19 protein-coding genes are annotated in these 17,721 nt (G+C 39.9%); 14 read left to right on the top strand and 5 right to left on the bottom strand.

Annotated elements, in window-relative coordinates:
- Positions 1-17 precede the first annotated feature (17 nt).
- The 6 genes from AACW90_RS21085 (at position 18) to rmf (ending at position 7,652) form a co-directional block, all read left to right on the top strand.
- A complete protein-coding gene (locus AACW90_RS21085; RefSeq protein ID WP_195703257.1) occupies positions 18-560 on the top strand; it encodes a cell division protein ZapC in 543 nt (180 codons plus the stop codon).
- Positions 561-1,116: 556 nt separating this feature from the next.
- Positions 1,117-3,249, top strand: coding sequence for a bifunctional 23S rRNA (guanine(2069)-N(7))-methyltransferase RlmK/23S rRNA (guanine(2445)-N(2))-methyltransferase RlmL (gene rlmKL, locus AACW90_RS21080; protein ID WP_390238545.1), 2,133 nt, complete (start codon positions 1,117-1,119; stop codon positions 3,247-3,249).
- Entirely contained in the window at positions 3,233-3,484 is a 252-nt protein-coding gene (locus AACW90_RS21075) for a glutaredoxin family protein (protein ID WP_390238542.1), read from the top strand. The genes rlmKL and AACW90_RS21075 overlap by 17 nt, the downstream gene beginning before the upstream one ends.
- Positions 3,462-5,381 (top strand): ABC transporter ATP-binding protein, encoded by a 1,920-nt coding sequence (locus tag AACW90_RS21070; RefSeq protein ID WP_390238538.1) that lies wholly within the window; start codon positions 3,462-3,464, stop codon positions 5,379-5,381. The genes AACW90_RS21075 and AACW90_RS21070 overlap by 23 nt, the downstream gene beginning before the upstream one ends.
- Entirely contained in the window at positions 5,382-7,322 is a 1,941-nt protein-coding gene (locus AACW90_RS21065) for a DUF3466 family protein (protein ID WP_390238536.1), read from the top strand.
- A gap of 156 nt (positions 7,323-7,478) precedes the next feature.
- Entirely contained in the window at positions 7,479-7,652 is a 174-nt protein-coding gene (gene rmf, locus AACW90_RS21060; RefSeq protein ID WP_390238533.1) for a ribosome modulation factor, read from the top strand.
- A gap of 120 nt (positions 7,653-7,772) precedes the next feature.
- Here rmf and fabA read toward each other — a convergent pair whose 3' ends face one another.
- Together fabA and AACW90_RS21050 are read right to left on the bottom strand one after the other, a co-directional pair.
- The gene (fabA, locus tag AACW90_RS21055) at positions 7,773-8,291 is read right to left on the bottom strand and encodes a bifunctional 3-hydroxydecanoyl-ACP dehydratase/trans-2-decenoyl-ACP isomerase (protein WP_390238530.1); all 519 of its coding nucleotides are present in this window, start codon (positions 8,289-8,291) and stop codon (positions 7,773-7,775) included.
- Between the two features lie 65 nt (positions 8,292-8,356).
- Positions 8,357-10,015 carry an AAA family ATPase gene (locus AACW90_RS21050; RefSeq protein WP_390238527.1) on the bottom strand — a complete coding sequence of 553 codons (1,659 nt, stop codon included), beginning with the start codon at positions 10,013-10,015 and terminating at the stop codon, positions 8,357-8,359.
- A gap of 164 nt (positions 10,016-10,179) precedes the next feature.
- Here AACW90_RS21050 and matP point away from each other — a divergent pair, with 164 nt between their 5' ends.
- The 3 genes from matP (at position 10,180) to AACW90_RS21035 (ending at position 12,431) form a co-directional block, all read left to right on the top strand.
- Positions 10,180-10,629: a macrodomain Ter protein MatP gene (gene matP, locus AACW90_RS21045; RefSeq protein WP_390238525.1), complete on the top strand. Its 450-nt coding sequence runs from the start codon at positions 10,180-10,182 to the stop codon at positions 10,627-10,629.
- A gap of 14 nt (positions 10,630-10,643) precedes the next feature.
- The gene (locus AACW90_RS21040; protein WP_390238522.1) at positions 10,644-10,952 is read left to right on the top strand and encodes a DUF3634 family protein; all 309 of its coding nucleotides are present in this window, start codon (positions 10,644-10,646) and stop codon (positions 10,950-10,952) included.
- A 573-nt stretch (positions 10,953-11,525) separates the two neighbouring features.
- A complete protein-coding gene (locus tag AACW90_RS21035; protein ID WP_390238519.1) occupies positions 11,526-12,431 on the top strand; it encodes a GGDEF domain-containing protein in 906 nt (301 codons plus the stop codon).
- A 442-nt stretch (positions 12,432-12,873) separates the two neighbouring features.
- Here the strand turns inward: AACW90_RS21035 and AACW90_RS21030 are convergent, their stop codons facing one another.
- On the bottom strand, positions 12,874-13,266 hold the full coding sequence (locus AACW90_RS21030; protein ID WP_390238516.1) for a YbbD-related protein: 393 nt from the start codon (positions 13,264-13,266) through the stop codon (positions 12,874-12,876).
- A 442-nt stretch (positions 13,267-13,708) separates the two neighbouring features.
- Between AACW90_RS21030 and AACW90_RS21025 the strand changes: the two genes are divergently transcribed.
- Complete coding sequence (locus AACW90_RS21025; RefSeq protein ID WP_390238513.1) at positions 13,709-13,933, top strand: DUF3955 domain-containing protein; 225 nt, start codon at positions 13,709-13,711, stop codon at positions 13,931-13,933.
- 322 nt (positions 13,934-14,255) lie between these two features.
- Here the strand turns inward: AACW90_RS21025 and AACW90_RS21020 are convergent, their stop codons facing one another.
- A complete protein-coding gene (locus AACW90_RS21020; protein WP_390238510.1) occupies positions 14,256-14,786 on the bottom strand; it encodes a hypothetical protein in 531 nt (176 codons plus the stop codon).
- A 322-nt stretch (positions 14,787-15,108) separates the two neighbouring features.
- Complete coding sequence (locus AACW90_RS21015; RefSeq protein WP_390238508.1) at positions 15,109-15,486, bottom strand: helix-turn-helix transcriptional regulator; 378 nt, start codon at positions 15,484-15,486, stop codon at positions 15,109-15,111.
- 118 nt (positions 15,487-15,604) lie between these two features.
- Between AACW90_RS21015 and AACW90_RS21010 the strand changes: the two genes are divergently transcribed.
- The 4 genes from AACW90_RS21010 to AACW90_RS20995 are packed head-to-tail and all read left to right on the top strand — an operon-like array spanning position 15,605 to position 17,469.
- On the top strand, positions 15,605-16,747 hold the full coding sequence (locus AACW90_RS21010) for a phage/plasmid replication protein, II/X family (RefSeq protein ID WP_390238505.1): 1,143 nt from the start codon (positions 15,605-15,607) through the stop codon (positions 16,745-16,747).
- Between the two features lie 23 nt (positions 16,748-16,770).
- Positions 16,771-17,052 carry a single-stranded DNA-binding protein gene (locus tag AACW90_RS21005; RefSeq protein ID WP_390238502.1) on the top strand — a complete coding sequence of 94 codons (282 nt, stop codon included), beginning with the start codon at positions 16,771-16,773 and terminating at the stop codon, positions 17,050-17,052.
- The gene (locus tag AACW90_RS21000; RefSeq protein WP_390238499.1) at positions 17,049-17,204 is read left to right on the top strand and encodes a hypothetical protein; all 156 of its coding nucleotides are present in this window, start codon (positions 17,049-17,051) and stop codon (positions 17,202-17,204) included. The genes AACW90_RS21005 and AACW90_RS21000 overlap by 4 nt, the downstream gene beginning before the upstream one ends.
- A complete protein-coding gene (locus AACW90_RS20995; RefSeq protein ID WP_390238497.1) occupies positions 17,194-17,469 on the top strand; it encodes a hypothetical protein in 276 nt (91 codons plus the stop codon). Before AACW90_RS21000 ends, AACW90_RS20995 begins: the two co-directional genes overlap by 11 nt.
- The last annotated feature ends 252 nt before the right edge of the window (positions 17,470-17,721 follow it).

Raw genomic sequence — 17,721 nt, 5'->3', positions numbered from 1 at the left:
ATCATAGAGATGGAACGATGCTTAAACCTCGAGATACATGGAATTGGTTTTTTGATGAGCAAGAAAATGCTCTGATGCTTGACCTTGGAAGTGACATGCTGTTTAGAGTCAATCTTCCTAAAAAACACCTCGTAGATTGTGCCTATACTGACACCGATTTTACGGTAGATGATGCTTCTGCTTTTCAAGCATTTAAAGAGAGCGCATCTAACCTAAACCTAACTGAACCGAGACAAGCAGAGTTGGTCCTTAACTGTGTTGCGTCAAAGCGGTTTCACAAGCCCGTACAGCCTCAAAGTTGGTTCTTCGATGAACAAGCTGCAGATTACCTTCCAAATGAAGGAGATATCGTTCACCTCAAGAATAGTTATGGGGAAGGGTATTTTATGGTTATCGAAGTTTGTCACAATGCGAGCCTATGTGCGTACATTGAGACTGACGAATTTGCCTTGAATGGACGTAAAGTTCTTAAGTTTGGTGAGCCAATTAAAGTTATGCATAATCGCATGGTGTGTGCAAACTCGTTATTTGAAGCGTTACCGATAGCTTTGGTAAGCTAATACCTCATTCGTTCCCTTGTTGTACTTTCCCATCGACCCTCGCGGTCGATTTTTTTTGTTTAAAATAGTTCAATAATTCCTACTTTTACCTAAAAGTTGAGAGTAGAACTTAGCTCGACAATAAATCATCTCTATTTGTTATCCAAATTAACGATTATTGCACTCTCATCAATGAGACATCGATACCAAAGAAAAATAAATTTTCTTAAGTCGTCACCTCGATTCGTCTAAATATCATTCAAATTCACCTCATTTATTCCCGTTTTAACGCATAATGTAAGTAAATTACCACTCATTAATGTAACTGGTATAGACCAATACTGACCTGAATAAGTATTCACTTCGCCTACGGGTCAGTAAAAACGTAATATGGATTAGAGAAGTAAATACTCACTTCGTTTTGGATGAAAAAATAGTTCTAACGAGAACTGAAGGGACAATGTTGTCGAAAAACTGAGCACCTGAACAAGCTCTGCGAGATTTTTTAGCGTTTTGTTCTTAATTGATTTATTAATCAGGTATAATCAAGGCCATTTTTTTGCTGATTAAGATAGATATGAACCAATATTTAGCGATTACTTCAAATGGCTTGGAAAACTTGCTTGTTGAAGAGTTAAAAGCGCTCGGAATAGTTGATTTTAAACCTGTTCAAGCAGGTGTGAAATTTAAAGCGACCAACGAACAGGTGTATCGTTGCTGTTTATGGAGCCGTATTGCTTCAAGATTTGTACGTGTGTTGTCTGAATTTAATTGCCAAGACGATATGGACCTCTATCTATCTGCTTCTGCAATAAACTGGTCATCTCACTTTACAAGTTCGAAGAACCTCGTGGTTGACTTTAATGGTACCAATAACGAGATTCGTAACAGCCAGTATGGTGCGATGAAAGTTAAAGATGCCATCGTTGATAGCTTTACCAAAAAGAATCTAGAAAGGCCTTCAATCAGCAAAGAACAGCCGGATATACGAATCCACGTTCGTTTAAATCGTGAAAAGGCCATCTTAGGTATTGATTTGGTTGGATTAGGTCTGCATCAGCGAGGCTACAGAACCGAAGCCGGACAAGCCCCGCTTAGAGAGACACTGGCTGCTGCTGTTGTAATGAGAAGTGGTTGGAAGAAAGGGGTTTCGTTATTAGATCCTATGTGTGGTTCAGGCACCTTGTTAATAGAAGCAGCTTTAATCGCGGCGAATATGGCACCTGGTGTTCTACGTAGTAAATGGTCATTCGAAGAGCTTAACGACTTTGAACCAGAACTATGGGCAGCGATAAAAGCAGAAGCAAATGTTCAGGGACGCAGGGGTGTCAAAAATATTGACACTAAGTTTTACGGGTTAGACAACGACAAACGCGTGCTTAATATTGCCAAACAGAACGCGAAAAGAGCGGGTCTAGAAAACGTGATTGAGTTTCGTGTTGGAGACGCCGCAGCGTTAACTCGTCCCGAAGGTTATGAAACGGGTGTGATCCTGTCCAATCCGCCCTATGGTGAAAGGTTGGGTACTGAACCGGGTTTAATCGCGCTCTACACATCCCTCGGTGCTCAGCTTAAACAGAACTTTGCAGGCAGTCAGGCTTCTATTTTTTCTAGCTCTGATGACTTGTTAAGCTGCTTAAGAATGCGTGCTGATAAGCAGTATAAGTTGCAAAATGGCGCGTTACCGTGTCACCAAAAAAATTACTCAATTAGTGAACGACGTGCTAATGACGGTAACGAGGCCCAACAAGAAGGTGCTCTAATAGCACCAGACTTTTCCAACCGCTTAAAGAAAAACATCGCCAAAATTGGCAAGTGGGCGAAACGTGAGAAACTCGATTGCTACCGTATATATGATGCGGACTTACCCGAGTACAATGTTGCGATAGATGTTTATTTGGATCACCTTGTTATTCAAGAATATGCCGCGCCAAAAGATATCCCGGAAGAGAAATCGAAAAGACGATTAACGGATGTTATCCGTGCCGCCATTCAAGTTACTGGTGTTGATGTAAATAAAGTGGTCCTCAAAACTCGCGAAAAGAAAAAGGGATCGTCTCAATATCAAAAACTAGGCGAAGGCTCTAGAACGTTCGAAGTGCAAGAGTACGGCGTTAAGTTGCTGGTCAATTTACATGACTACCTTGATACAGGGCTGTTCCTTGACCATAAGATCACTCGTCGTATGATTGGCGAGATGGCGAATGGTAAGGATTTCCTAAATCTATTTGCTTATACCGGTTCTGCAACAGCCCATGCCGCTTGTAGGGGTGCAAAATCGACGACGACGGTAGATATGTCGAAGACCTATCTAGAATGGGCCAAAGAGAATCTAAAACTAAACGGGAAAGTGGGGCGTGAACATAGGTTTGAACATGCTGACTGTTTACAATGGATTCTACGAGCACAAGAGACTTATGATCTCATCTTTATTGACCCACCTACGTTTTCCAATTCGAAGCGTATGGATCAAACATTTGATGTACAAAGGGATCATATCGAGTTGATTAAGGATCTGAAAAGGTTACTGCGCTCCGATGGAACGATTGTATTCTCGAACAATAAACGTCATTTTAAAATGGATCTTGATAGTCTTAAAGAGCTTGGTTTAAGTGCCATTAATATTTCGCCTAAAACCTTGCCTATGGATTACGCAAGAAACAAACAGATTCACAACTCTTGGTTGATCAAGCATGCAGAAGCATCTTGATTTAAAGCTTTACAGTACAGAAGGGTGTCACCTTTGCGAGCAGGCTTTAGATATGCTGCATATGTTGAAGGTGTCACCTCAAGTCATTGATATTGCATACGATGATACGTTATTTGAGCGTTACGGGGTCACAATTCCAGTGGTTAATTTCAGTGGAATTGAACTTAACTGGCCCTTTGATAGTACAAAACTTAAAATTTGGTTAGAAGAAAATGGCATTACTTACCATACATAATGGTCAATTAGCATTTGGCGACGTACCGCTACTCGATGGTTCAGACTTTACGTTACAAGAAAACGAGCGAGTCTGTTTGGTTGGCCGAAATGGCGCCGGTAAATCGACCCTGATGAAGATACTTTCTGGTGAAGTCATTATGGACGACGGAAAGTATCAAATAACTCAAGATGTCGTTGTCTCACGTTTAGAGCAGGACCCACCACGGAATGTCGAGGGTACAGTACTTGATTATGTTGCAAGCGGTCTTGCTGAAGTAGGCAAGCTATTAAAAACCTATCATGAGCAACTTGATCTTGTCGCAAGTGAACCGACCGAGAAGCACATTAATCGTTTAGCTAAAACGCAAGAAAAACTTGAACATGCCGATGCGTGGCGTTTTGAAGACAGAATCAAGAATGTGTTAGCGGCCCTTAAATTGGATGGTGAGACGAAGCTGACCGAATTGTCGGGTGGTTGGCAGCGAAAAGCGGCGCTTGCAAAAGCGTTGGTCTGTGACCCAGATGTGTTGCTGCTTGATGAACCAACAAACCACCTAGACGTTACCACCATTGAATGGTTAGAAGGTTTTCTAAAAGACTTTAGAGGATCAATCATATTCGTTTCGCATGATCGAACGTTTATCAAATCTATGGCAACTCGTATTGTTGATCTTGATCGCGGTAATTTAAGCTCTTTTCCGGGTAATTATGATCAGTTTCTAATCGATAAGGAAGAAGCCCTTCGCGTTGAAGATATGCAAAATGCCGAATTTGATAAAAAGCTGGCTCAAGAAGAAGTGTGGATTCGGCAGGGTATTAAAGCTCGAAGGACGCGTAATGAAGGCCGTGTAAGGGCGCTTAAAAAGCTAAGACAAGAGCGCAGCGATCGACTTGAGGTTCAAGGCAAAGCGAATATTCAGATTGATACAACCAACCGTTCTGGGAAAATCGTCTTTGAAGGTGAGAACCTCAACTTCAGCTACGAAGGGAAACCGATTGTATCTGATTTCAGTTTCAATATTATGCGCGGTGATCGAATTGCGCTCATCGGCCCAAATGGCTGTGGTAAGAGTACAGTATTAAAATTGCTGCTTGATCAAATCAGTCCACAATCAGGCTCACTGCGGTGCGGTACAAAACTTGAAGTCGCCTATTTTGACCAATATCGTGAAACACTCGACCCTGAGAAAACCGTTATCGATAACCTTGCTGATGGTAAGCAAGAAGTTACGATAGGGGGAAAAGAACGACATGCGCTTAGTTATCTCCAGGATTTTTTGTTTTCACCTAAGAGAGCAAGAACGCCCGTTAAAGCACTTTCTGGTGGCGAAAAAAATCGTCTGTTACTTGCACGATTATTTACCAAATCGAACAATTTGTTGGTTCTCGATGAACCGACCAACGATTTAGATATAGAAACTTTGGAACTTTTAGAAGATTTGCTTGCCAACTATGAGGGGACGCTTTTACTTGTTAGCCATGATCGTCAATTCGTAGACAACACGGTGATGACAAGTTGGATATTTGAAGGCGACGGTGTGATTGAAGAGTTTGTTGGCGGTTATCACGATGCGCAGCAACAACGAACACAAGCACAACAATCTAGAACGCCTGAGATAGACTCTCAAAATAAGGTGGTTGAGCAAACGCAAAAAAATACTCAATCACGTGGCAAACGAAACAAGTTCTCGTATAAATTACAACGAGAGTTAGAAGAATTACCAGCGAAACTAGAGCAGTTTGAAGAGGTGATTGAAGCCCTTCAAGTGCAGGTCAATTCTTCAGAATTTTTTGCTCAATCCGTAGAGCAAACACAGCCCGTATTGGATAAGTTAGCTTCTCAAGAGAAGCAACTTGAAATAGCATTCGAAAGATGGGAAGAATTAGAAGCTATGCAACAGGAATTAGAGAAATAAATGAGTAGTAAAACATTTAAACTATCCACATTAACTATCTTGATCGTTAGTGCTACGCAGGCCAACGCCGCACTGTATAGAGTCGTTGAAGTGGCTTCTAGCAGTACTGATAGTTATTCAGCGGCAATAGAGTCAGGTGCAGTGTCAGGCCAAGATCTTGGTTGTTTTGGTACAACGAGTTGCGGTAATGACGACTACAAATTGGCGAGTGATACCCGCAAAGGTTTCGCCGGCTTTTCTTATAAACAAGAAGTTCCGTTCGGTATTGATAATCGTTTTTACTATCTTGACCAAGACGATATCGAAAATTACTGTGACAACGAACTCGGTTACTCAACTTGTGAGAGTTGGGCATACAATCGCTGGTTCGGCGTAGATAATGTTGGCGGTCTTTATCGGGAGCGTCAGGCATGGAATTTAGGCAGCTACCCATCAAATGCGTCGGCTTATTTACAACTAACGAACATTGATTCTCCTTCCGCAACGGCCCCGACAGGTTCTACGTTAATATCCAATAGCAAGAATGTGGTAGTTAATGAGATTGAGGGTACGGGCACAGATACGACGATCATAGGAAATAGTAACAGCGGCTATTTTAACATCAATGGTAATGCCATTTTAAAATATCGCGATCGCGGTTTCTATGGTTCGACTTCATTGCTTCCCAAATCGATTGCTGATGGCGCCGCTGATATCGTAGAAGAGATGGGTAGGACGATGGCGTTTGACTCATTTGTTTATGACAGTAAAACATATGTTGTTGGATCTGGTTCAGTAGCACCGTTCGCCTATGGCGATGCCGATAAAGACTATTTTGGAGACGTTGGGCTTTGTGTCACGTATTCCGAAGCGGCACTTCACAATAATTGTCAGAATTTCGCGTTCGCAATGAAACCGTATATATGGAAGGTAAAAGATGCTGGAGTTTCCGTCGGCACTTCTGCGGAGGGGGTGAGCGCGTCATTGTGGAGCATCGCTAGAGATGACGCCAGTGATACCGTCAGCACTTCAAATGTGAATGATTATTCTGCACAGGGTAGTATACGTAGTGTTGTTGTACCTACTGCTGCAGGTACCTACCAAGGTAAGCCTGTACTCGTAGGTTACAATACCGATGAATACAGCAGCCGATTATTAATGCAAGCCGCGGTGTTTTATCCAAATGCTACATTTGACTCCTCGGGTGTCGTTGAGAACGCCTGGAGCACCACATTTATTTCCGATGCAACTGTTCGTGTCAGTGGTGATTATGTCCACAGTAATTCGGTCGCAAAAGATATCAATGACAACCTGTTGGTTATTGGCGAAGCCAAGCGCTATGGTGACACACCAGAAGCAGGGGCCGCGAATAATAGATTGTTTATTGCGAATGCAAGTAACGGCAGCCCAAGTGCCGCCTATTTCTCTGGTGGAATATTCTTTGCTGGTGCTGGTGGTGAAGCGAATGCGATAAACAACTTTAACGAAGTGGTTGGTCAAATTGATGCGGAAACAAACCGAGAAGTCAACGGTAAGAAACGTCGCAGACGCGCCTACATTTATCCTTATAACGGTACGGGCACTGAAGCGGCAAGACGGTCGATATTTAGTGATCAAGCATGGTGGATAGATAGTCTCACCAATGGTGGTAGTTACAGCTCTGCAAATAACCACTTCAGAGTGGTCAATGCGACGGATATAAATGATGCGGGTGTTATCTCTGCAACCGCACTGAAATGCAGCGTTGGAGGATACGACTCTACGGCTCATAACGCTTATTGTGGCGGAGGGTCAGGGAAGGAAGAGATAGTTGCAGTTAAGCTTATTCCAATTTCTGGCGCAACGAGTTCGGATATCGAAAATCGTCCTTTAGAAACAGCGACTGTTTCAAGATCGGGTGGCGGTTTAGGGTTTTATGCTTTGACACTTCTTGCTTTGATTAGTTTCAGAAGAACAAAGTAATATTGTCATCGAATGACACGAGTCCAATATTTTTGGGCTCGTGTTTTTTTATACTTGAGAAATGATCAACATTGAACCAATATTATTGGTGGAGCTGAATGCTCGGTTTAATGACTAATACATTAGGAATCATCTAAAGGTTTAAGGATAGACAATATGAAGCGACAAAAGCGTGACCGCCTAGATAGAGCACAATCACAAGGTTACAAAGCCGGATTAAACGGGAAGTCGATGGAAGAATGCCCACATCATCAAACAGATGCTAAGTCTTTCTGGTTAGGTGGATGGCGTGAAGCAAGAGATGATAAAAACGCAGGTCTCTATAAATAACTCTTTACTTATTAATGTGAGCCTCTTAATTGGGGTTTATATTAACATTATTACGCACTATAACTAAATATGTTGGCACTAAAAAGACAGCTCGAAAGCTGCCTTGATTAAGAAATACGACTAAAAAGCAGATGTATCTTTGAAAAGCCCCACTTTTAAGTCTTTAGCAGCATAAATTTCTTTACCATCCACTAACACTCGTCCATCTGCTACGCCCATAACCAATTTACGATTAATAACACGCTTCATATTTATTTGGTATGTCACTTTTTTTGCAGTAGGCAAGATTTGGCCAGTAAACTTCACTTCACCAACACCAAGTGCGCGTCCTTTACCTTCGCCACCAACCCAACCAAGGAAGAACCCAACGAGTTGCCACATTGCATCAAGTCCTAAACAGCCTGGCATTACCGGGTCGCCAGGGAAGTGGCAATCAAAAAACCAAAGGTCAGGAGTAATATCTAATTCTGCTTCTACGTAGCCTTTACCGAACTCGCCGCCATCTTCCGTCATGAGATTAACACGGTCCATCATTAGCATGTTTGGTGCTGGCAGTTGTGGATATCCCGGGCCAAACAATTCGCCACGGCTAGAGGCTAATAGGTCTTCGCGATTATATGAGCTACGTCTGTTCTGCATTTTTTATCTACTCCAATTTATATTACGTGCATCTTAGTAAACACGTGTAAGCTAATCAAGTCCGATCAGTGACTTAACCATCTATTTTTTAGGCGGTGCAATAAAGAACCGTGACCTTCCCTGCGGTGAAAATAGGCAATTCGGTCGGAAATTTGGTTTAAAAGCGCATCTTCATCATCGCCTCTAAATGGCTTACCTGTAATCAATTCAATAGCTTCATCAACATTTTCTACTGACCAGATATGAAAGTCACCGTTTCGAATGCTATTGACGACATCTTTATGTAAGGATAGATGCTTTAGATTAGATTTGGGTAAAATAACACCTTGGTTTCCTGTAAAACCTTGATGTTCACATACATGATAGAAACCTTCAATCTTTTCGTTTAATCCGCCAACAGCTTGTACTCGACCAAACTGATCAATAGCGCCCGTAACCGCAACTTGTTGATTAATTGGGGTATCGGATAACGCACTCACTAGCGAACAAAATTCTGCTAACGATGCGCTGTCGCCATCAACTTCACAATATGATTGTTCAAAAACAATAGAAGCGGAATAAGGGAGAGGTTCATCCAGATCAAGCGCCGTATTAACTAAAGCCTGCATTATCAGCATGCCTTTAGCGTGTAAATTACCACCAAGCTCTACTTTTCGTTCCACGTCAGAGACATCTCCATCGCCAAAATGGATGACGCATGAAATACGCGCCGGCTCACCATAAGAGACAGGATGACCGGGTATATCAACGACGGTTAGTCCGTTTACTTGGCCCACGTGTTCACCTTTTGTTTCGATGTTCACTTGGCCTTCAAGAATATCGTCTAAAGCACGTTTGGGAAGATAGGATTCACGATAAAACTTATCATCAATAGCTTTATCCAGATCTAACTCTGACATAGTACGGTCTGCAGAGTGGATAGCAGCTTCACTTAACAGCGCGTTATGCCATTGAAGACACAGAGGAATAGCATGCTGATCTTCGCACTCTCGTGTTCCCGCTGTTAATAAGCGACGTATCCCTGAGTCATCCAGCAACGGTATTCCAAAGCTGTCAATTAGACCCTTAACATAGCCTAAATAGGAAGGTAGTGATTCTTTTGTTAGTTTAAACTCTAATTCAACTTCGCTAAACATACAAAATCCGGATTGTATATCCGCATCAAAATAATCGAGGTCACTCATCTGTTCTCTATCGCCAATAACAATCAGCTTTACGTCAACCTGATGAGCTGGAGGATCCATTGCAATATGTTTTGGGTCGACGCTGACAGGTGATACAAACTCACCTAATAACGCCGATTTTAAAACCATCCATGAAGATGGATTCGCCATTATTAGGTTTGCTGAGACAACGAGATATCCACCATCAGCTTTCTTCAACAGCCCTTGAGAAAAAGAATCAACTTGTCCATTTTTTGCTTTGTATTCTCCCAATATTGCGCGAATCTCTAAGGTTTCTGCTTTTACAACGACACGTTCATCAGGAACCAAGTGTTCGTCGTGTATGGCATCTAAAATAGCATTTCGATAGATCGCATTATCTGGTGAATTAATTAGCAGTACTTTGGTCCAATTGCGCAATTTTTCGAATCGAAGCATTGCGGCTCTTAACCTAGGTTGGAGGTCAAAAAAGGATAGAGGAGAGTAAGATGAAAATTCATGGATGATATTTTCATACTCATCAAACTGTGGTGTGACGGAACGCCAATCTTCTTGATTCATTTCGACTTAGTATGATTAAAAGGGCGTTGATTATATATAAAAAGCAGGTCGCCTTATAGTTATAATGTGAGTTAACAGTTTTTAAGATCAAAACAACAACAAAGCTTGTTTAAATGGTCCTTTTTGAGTTACGCTGTAACCATAAAAAGGTTAGGGAAATAGTCATGAAATACCAACAACTTGAAAATCTTGAATGCGGCTGGAAATGGCAATATTTGAGTAATAAATGGAAAGATGGTACACAAATCACAAAGCATATTGACAGCAGCGAAGTTGAGCGAGCGGTTCAAGTGCTGAGAGATATTGAACATGAACCTATTCTTGTCTTAGATTGGATTGATAATCACATGTCGCTTGAGTTAGACAACAGATTAAAACAAGCTATCAGGGCGAAACGAAAAAGACATTTTAATGCTGAGCAAATACATACTAAAAAGAAGTCTATCGACTTAGATTACCGAGTATGGGAGAAGCTTTCTAATAGGGCAAATGAATTGGGATGTACCTTATCAGACGCTATTGAATATCTGTTAAGCGAAGCATCACGAACAGAAAAAGCCAGTAGAACAGTAAACAGTTTAAAAGAAGATCTGAGCAAATTGCTTGGTGATTAGCTAAGGGGATAGTTATGTTGTATGTTGTTTTAGTTGGAGCTTTGCTTGTTTTTTGGTTAGTCGCAATTGACAGACCGAAACTTAAAATGGAATTTAAAGACGGTGAGCTTATAAGCCACAAAGGCGAATTACCGCACGGGTTTGGTCATAGCTGCAAAGAAATAGCACATAAAAGTCCATTCAGCGGCACGATTAAGGTTTACATGACACGTTCCGGTGCCAAGTTAACTTTTTCGAAAGGTATCTCAAATAAAGTTCAACAGCGAATACGCAATGTTTTCCCACATCAAGGCTTCAAGTCGCATGGTAAAAAGAAAGCGTAATATTTAATTTTAATAGAAAAAACGCGCCATTTCTTATAGGAAGGAGAAATGGCGGTCACCTGCAATATCAACCGATTGGTTATTTTGAACCGATATCTCGACAATGCGTTCATTATTTTAACCCCATTTTGTTTAATTCAACAACTATTCTGCCTGCACTCGCCACCTATAAAACTGTACCTACACAGAATTAACCAATTTTTAATCATTATGTTACTAATTTTATTTAAAATTACTTATGCTGCTTTTACATTATCAAAAAAAGCCGTTTAGTCGGCAAAAAATTAAACTAGAGGTTCGGGAGGTTGATCGTTGAATCTGAGCTTGTTACAAAGGTCAAAGTTTTAGGCCGCAGACGCTTAACTTAAAGACCCAGCCTCTGTTCACTGTGTTCATCTATTATTGAAGATTTAATCCCCGATAACTAAGTTGTTAATACAAATAATGCAGAATAATCAAACGAAATGAACTGACTCGTCTTTACAACGATTAGATTTAAAGCGAAACTCTCGTTAATTTATATCAAAATCAATAGAACAGTGGTGCATAAATCACATAAGGATGTTAGCTAACATGGATCAATTGCAACTAGAGACTCGAGCATTAAAAGTAAGAGAGCTAAATTATTCTCGGAAGTTGTTCATTGTCGCTTTGGTTCTTTGTATCATAATTGAAGGTTTAGCTTTCCAGTTGTTACCACCGTTAGATAGATTGAAGCCTTTGTATTATAGCTTTATTTTTGAGTTTATTGGCTTGTTATCACTTCTATTAATTTTCCTAATAGTACAATTTGCACCTCTATTAAACTTTCGTGCCCATGCTCTGTTAAGCGTAGGACTATTTTTATGGATATTAGCCAGCGTTGTTGATATTGGTGATGAGTTTTTCTATCAACCATTGTGGCTGTCATTATGGGGCGAAGACGTATTGAGAACCATCGGCATGGTTGTCTATACAATGGGAATAATGATCGCTATTAAGACGGTGTCTGTGAGTTACAATCAAATAAAGAAACTATCTATGATTGATGAGTTAACTCAGCTACCCAATCGAAGATATTTTAAACAGATGTTGAGCAATCATGAGAATCAACCTTTTCTGATTTTGCTCATAGATGTAGACCATTTTAAAAAGATTAATGATCTGTTCGGTCATGACGAAGGTGATTTGATTTTACAAAGTTTGGGCAATTCACTGTCTGGAATTATGACTAATAATGTCACGGCAAGTCGAATAGGTGGTGAAGAGTTTGCCATATTTATAGATAGTGGTGACCAACAAAACGCAATCGATGTTGCGAATATAGTCATGAGGGAAGCGGATAAAATCAGCTCTGAACACAAGAAGGTTTTCACCGTTAGCATTGGTATAACGTTGAAATCCCCCAATGAAACTAGCCGAGTGGCAATCAAAAGAGCAGATGGAGCTCTTTATAATGCAAAAGCAAAAGGACGTAATCGTTTTGAGTGGTCGTCGTAACGTCGAAAACCTTAGGGGACACCATACCTTTATGCAACGTGAAACTATCTGTCTATTTGTCACTCATCGCTATCTTTGTTTGTCATAAAGATCAAATTCCGTAAATCCTTATTGGTATTATCAGTGTGGATTCGACTCAGGTAATATAAAAGCTCAGTAATATCCGAGTTACATTTAGCGAAAACTCAGTTTTTGATAATCAACATATAACAATCAGTTTTGGAGTTGTTAATAACCAAAATTATTAATCAAGCCATTAAAATCAAACCATTCAGGGCTTTTTACATAAGGTCAAACTAGAAATGCCCTGTGAAATCGTCTACGACAAAATAAAGTGGAATAGGGCACAAAACCGCCAAGTTACACCCTAAGATTATTGCAAATAAGGAAAGTGTCTAACAAGCTTAAGTATTACGCTAGTTAGACACTGTTTTAATGAGTTTTAGCCATTATTGAGTGGCTTACTTGCATAGACACCGTGACCATCTTTACTAAGATCAAAAGAGATATCACTTTTTAGATCTGCACATGAATATAAAGACGAGTTTTCAGTTTCCGCGACGAGGCTACAGTTGTCCTTAATACTGTTTGTATCATCAGCGTCAAATTCGAATGTAGCCGTGACGACTTTCGACTCTATATTGTGTAACGCTTCAATATTTACTGCAGACTTTGGAAGATAATTGGGTAACCATCCTTGTTTAAAAAACTCAGACTTTTCGATGTCCATATAGTTTTTAAAGACTGTCGCAACCGTTTCATCCGATGATGCAGCCCAGCTGTGAGCCGAAAATAGTAAGACCATAGGCAATGCTAATAACAATTTAGTTTTCATTTTTGTTTCTCCATTTATGGCAGATTTATTCAACACTGCCGGTTATTTAAAAGCGTTCGAACAGGAGAAAGTTTAAGTGGCTTTGTAACCAAATATGTCACTTACTAGTCAATCATAAGTTAACGTTTCATCATTTAGTCCAATATAATCAACGTATTGAATGACAAATTTTGAGATGCTGCTTCAGTAAATCATTAGAAATATCAGAGCAACGTAAAATGAACGTCTAATGAATTGACAGAAATTGGTCAATTAAACACATTCACCATCGCTGATTTAATTCTGCAACGCATAGCGATGAGTTTGACAGTGCTTACAACGGGCATAATGACCGCTAAGGCTCAGATAGCTGAGTGCGTATTATGCAAAGTTGGTTAAATCGAATCTTTTTATATTCTGACTGTCATAGGAATAAGATAAATTCGACCTTCGGTTATAAAAAATGAAAATTCTAAAAACATTTTGGCTGTCGGCTCTATTTTGGGCTTCCAGCTTTGCATGTTGGACTAGTTATCACCTAATTGGTTCGCACGTCGACAAAGGCGGCTGGCTTATTGAACCTTTTGGATTTATTCCATTAGGTTGGTTATTTTTACTTCTCGGACTAATCTCGTTCTTAATGTCCTTGTTCAAAATGGTGAGAGGGTATACATCTACGAAAAAATAGAGAACTTGCAAAAAAACGTAAACGACATCTGAATTTCAACATCCAATAAACCTCAATGCGATAACATATAATAACTGTAGTGATGGTTCGCCATTAAGGTGACATTTTAACTTCGGTAAATAGTGACATTACAACTTTGCGCTCACAATCTTAGTGCGTATTATGGGTGATGTTATGTTGAGTGGTTTGCTGTAAGCCTAAGCGTAGAAAAGAGTGGGCGAGGGACTTGGACAATCCAGACGCCCGTCTGTGATGCCTAGGATAGAGAATCGCTTTTCAAGTGAGAGCCCGTAACATAATTTGCATAATGCGCGCTTCGATTTCAACAGAACTGAAGACCACTTCCTTTTCTATAGTTTGTAAAGCTCATAGTGTTTGTTCCATCGTAAGGATAATAATTTACGGAATATCTTTTTAAAATAGACATTAAATTTGCTATCTCATCAGGTGATTCAGGTGTATTTATCAAAAACATAGTGCCTATAAATCGAAACTCAAAGTCACTTAAGCTTTCTTCTAATTTGGGTTTTAAGTCAATGGTTTTTTGGCTATGGGCTAAAGTCATAGACGGAACTATTAACGCGCCAGTAATTCTCCAACCAGAAAAATCATTCATGTCTGTTCCATCTGTTTCCTCAAACGAAACTAAATATTGTCCTTTGGGAAGATAATTAGCATAAGTATAAAAAGTCCCTGTGCTTTTAATATTTGAAATAACTGTGTTAGCGTCTCCAATAACAGAGTTAGCGTTACTGTTCAGTGAGACAGAAAGCAGTATTATATTTCTAGCGGCTTTCACCCATCGCTTTAATTTAGCTCTGCTAGAAAATTTTCTAGTAACTGTAAGTTTCATTCTAATCGCCTTTTTGTGACTCATATCACATATGGTAACACAAAAGTTGACGCGCCATAAATTTTCATGATCTTTTTATGTAAATGCAAACTATCCAACCCCCCCTTTAAAAACTCACCAAAAAGCGGCTTGATGACGTTCGAAGATGAGCGAGACTGAGCGAAGATGAGAAGGAAGAAATAAAGCGGAGAAGGGCAATCAAGGAGGCAAGCGAAAGCGCCTTTGATGCACTTCGATTTGCCTCCCATGTTAATCAAATGTTGTCAATTACAGTTGGGGTTACTGTTACACCCCAACTAACTGCGGACTTCCGCATATCACACTACAAAATCTGAAAAATATCATCTTCTGATTTCGTATTATCTTTCAATAAACTCATCAAATATTCTGCATGGTCAGGAACTTGTTCCCAGGTTCTCAATGTCTGAATTGCATTGTCAGCACCGAGTTTAGATAGCTCTATTATGAACTTCTCAATCGGTAGTCTTTTATTCAACATACCTTTACAGATTTCACCTTCTGTAACTTTCAAGACTTGGGCAAGTTTCATTACTTGAGAAGCTTTAGGTTCAGTAGCTCCATTTTCCCATTTCAAGTATGTTTGCTTCGTTACACCAACACTTTCAGCAACTTCGGTTTGGGATAGATTGATATTACTTCTTGCATCTTTTAGTACATCACAAATCATTTCTAAATCCATTTTGGTAAGCCTATCTTTAATTATACATACATAAAAATAAACCCATCATTTGCAAAATACAAATCTTTACTATAATGTACACATAAACGTACCATAATTTTTATTGACAGGTTTTTTTGTGTACTTCATTGATCAGCTTTTCTTACAACAACGACATACCGACGGTGGTTTACCACTAGTTGGTACTCACGTTATTGAAAGGTTAGATATGGAGACTGGGGAAGCATTACCCCCATCTGTTAATCAGAAGTTCTTAGAAGGATCTTTTAGTACAAAAGTAACTATCCAATGTGATGGTTCATGCATTCGAATGAGAGGCAACCCGTCTCGATGGCAAAGAATGGATAACCTGTTTGGGCTAAGGACTCTTGATGAATGTATTGAAGTCTACAACTACATTTTACCAAAACTTGGACTACCTCCATTTACCAAAAACACACGACTTTTTCATCGTCAAACATCGGAAAACAAACCCGCTACTCTGATCGGCGATGGGGCTGAAATTACTTCTATCGATTGGACGCGAAACTTGTCAGTCGGGCAGGGTAAAGAAGCATCCTTTATTAGAGGTATGTCCTCAATGCAAATAGGCAGAGGAAGAAAACCTCATCTTTTTCCTAATGGAATGACCTGCGGCTGGGGATATGGTTCGTCATGGGCACTTAATAAACTTTATTGCAAAGCGTGGGAGCTAAAAGAACACTTAAGAAAAGATAAACGCAAAAAGAAAGGCGTTGTACCTGAACAATTGATTTATATAGAAAAATTAATCGACTTCTGTGAAATGAATGGCGTAGTTCGTGATGAAATGAGCATGAAACAAATATTCTTAAAAAAACACAACTTACAGTTCTACGGCCTAGTAACAGAAGAGGATTTTTACTCACATTTAAATGATATCGAGAACGCTATGAAGACAATTCAAATCAATCACGATGAACACAAAAGCATTGCAGATCAATTACTGGAGCTAGGAGTAGTGAACAGTCGTCAGGCGGCTAATTCTACTCAAAGTTACGCCATCATGTGGCAAAGTGGGATGAACTTACGCGAAGTATTAAAAGAACGTCAGTTCTATGAACATAAAGCTCGCTTAAAACAGATAGGTATTGATGTTGCGCAGGCTTTTGATGTGACTCGTATTTGTCCCACATTAAAACGTTCAGAACTCATTGAAGTTAAACCGCTTTCTATTCCTGATTGGTATCAACTCCCGGTTGTAGCTCAGTCAAATATATTACCATTTAAAGCTTGCGCTTAAGTTAATTATAAAAGGATCATTCCATGTTGAAAATTGAAGTTTTTCCAGAAGATACAACCATCCAAACCCGGACAATTCAAGGTAAAGATGGTAAGCCACCTAGAACGATTTACGAACAAACCGCATATGCATATTTAGGCGGTAAATTCCCAGTTCAAATGAAATTATCACTCGATGAAGGGCAACCCGCTTATGTTGCCGGAGAATATACAGTGCATAGCTCTGGCTATATCGTTAATAACTTTGGCGGTCTTGAACTGAGACGATACGGCTTAACGATAGAACCTCTAGAGATTGATTTATGAGTTGCGATGAACTTGATGAATTAGTCGTATGGCTGCATGAAGACCTCGATGAATGCTTAATTGAATCTGAAGATCTTCAAGCCTATTTGAAATATCAACAAATGTTCAGTTACTTAGATTTACTAAAAAAGGATTTACTAAATGCCGCTTGAACAAATTAAAATGCTCGGTTATAGGTATGACAGTCCAAAGGTGCTTTGTATGGTCGGAAATGCAACACCGGAAATATTGTCAGAACTTAAACCCGAATTTAAAATCGGTGATTGGTTTTTATCAGAAGCAATTGAAACTATTTTCGGGCATCACGTTCAAATCTACGGACCATATACTGAAATGAATGAAGCTCTACAAGATGCTCATAAACGTTTTGGTGTGACATCATTCAGAGATTCATTATCAGAACTAACTTACACATAAATAATGATTACAATGCGGTGAAATATAAGGAACAACGTGAACATATTTTACTGCGTTGCAATCCGCCAACTGATAAGGCGGCAGTTCAACAACGGTCGTAATGACTGCTAAAGCCCAGCTAGCTAAGTGCGTATTATGGGTGATGTTATGTTGAGTGGTTTGCTGTAAGCCTAAGCGTAGAAAAGAGTGGGCGAGGGACTTGGACAATCCAGACGCCCGTCTGTGATGCCTAGGATAGAGAATCGCTTTTCA

Source organism: Vibrio frigidus (assembly GCF_042465995.1).
In the GTDB taxonomy this organism is placed as follows: domain Bacteria; phylum Pseudomonadota; class Gammaproteobacteria; order Enterobacterales; family Vibrionaceae; genus Vibrio.
The sequence above is the reverse complement of the archived record's forward strand: the minus strand, read 5'-3'. Positions and strand labels throughout refer to the sequence as shown.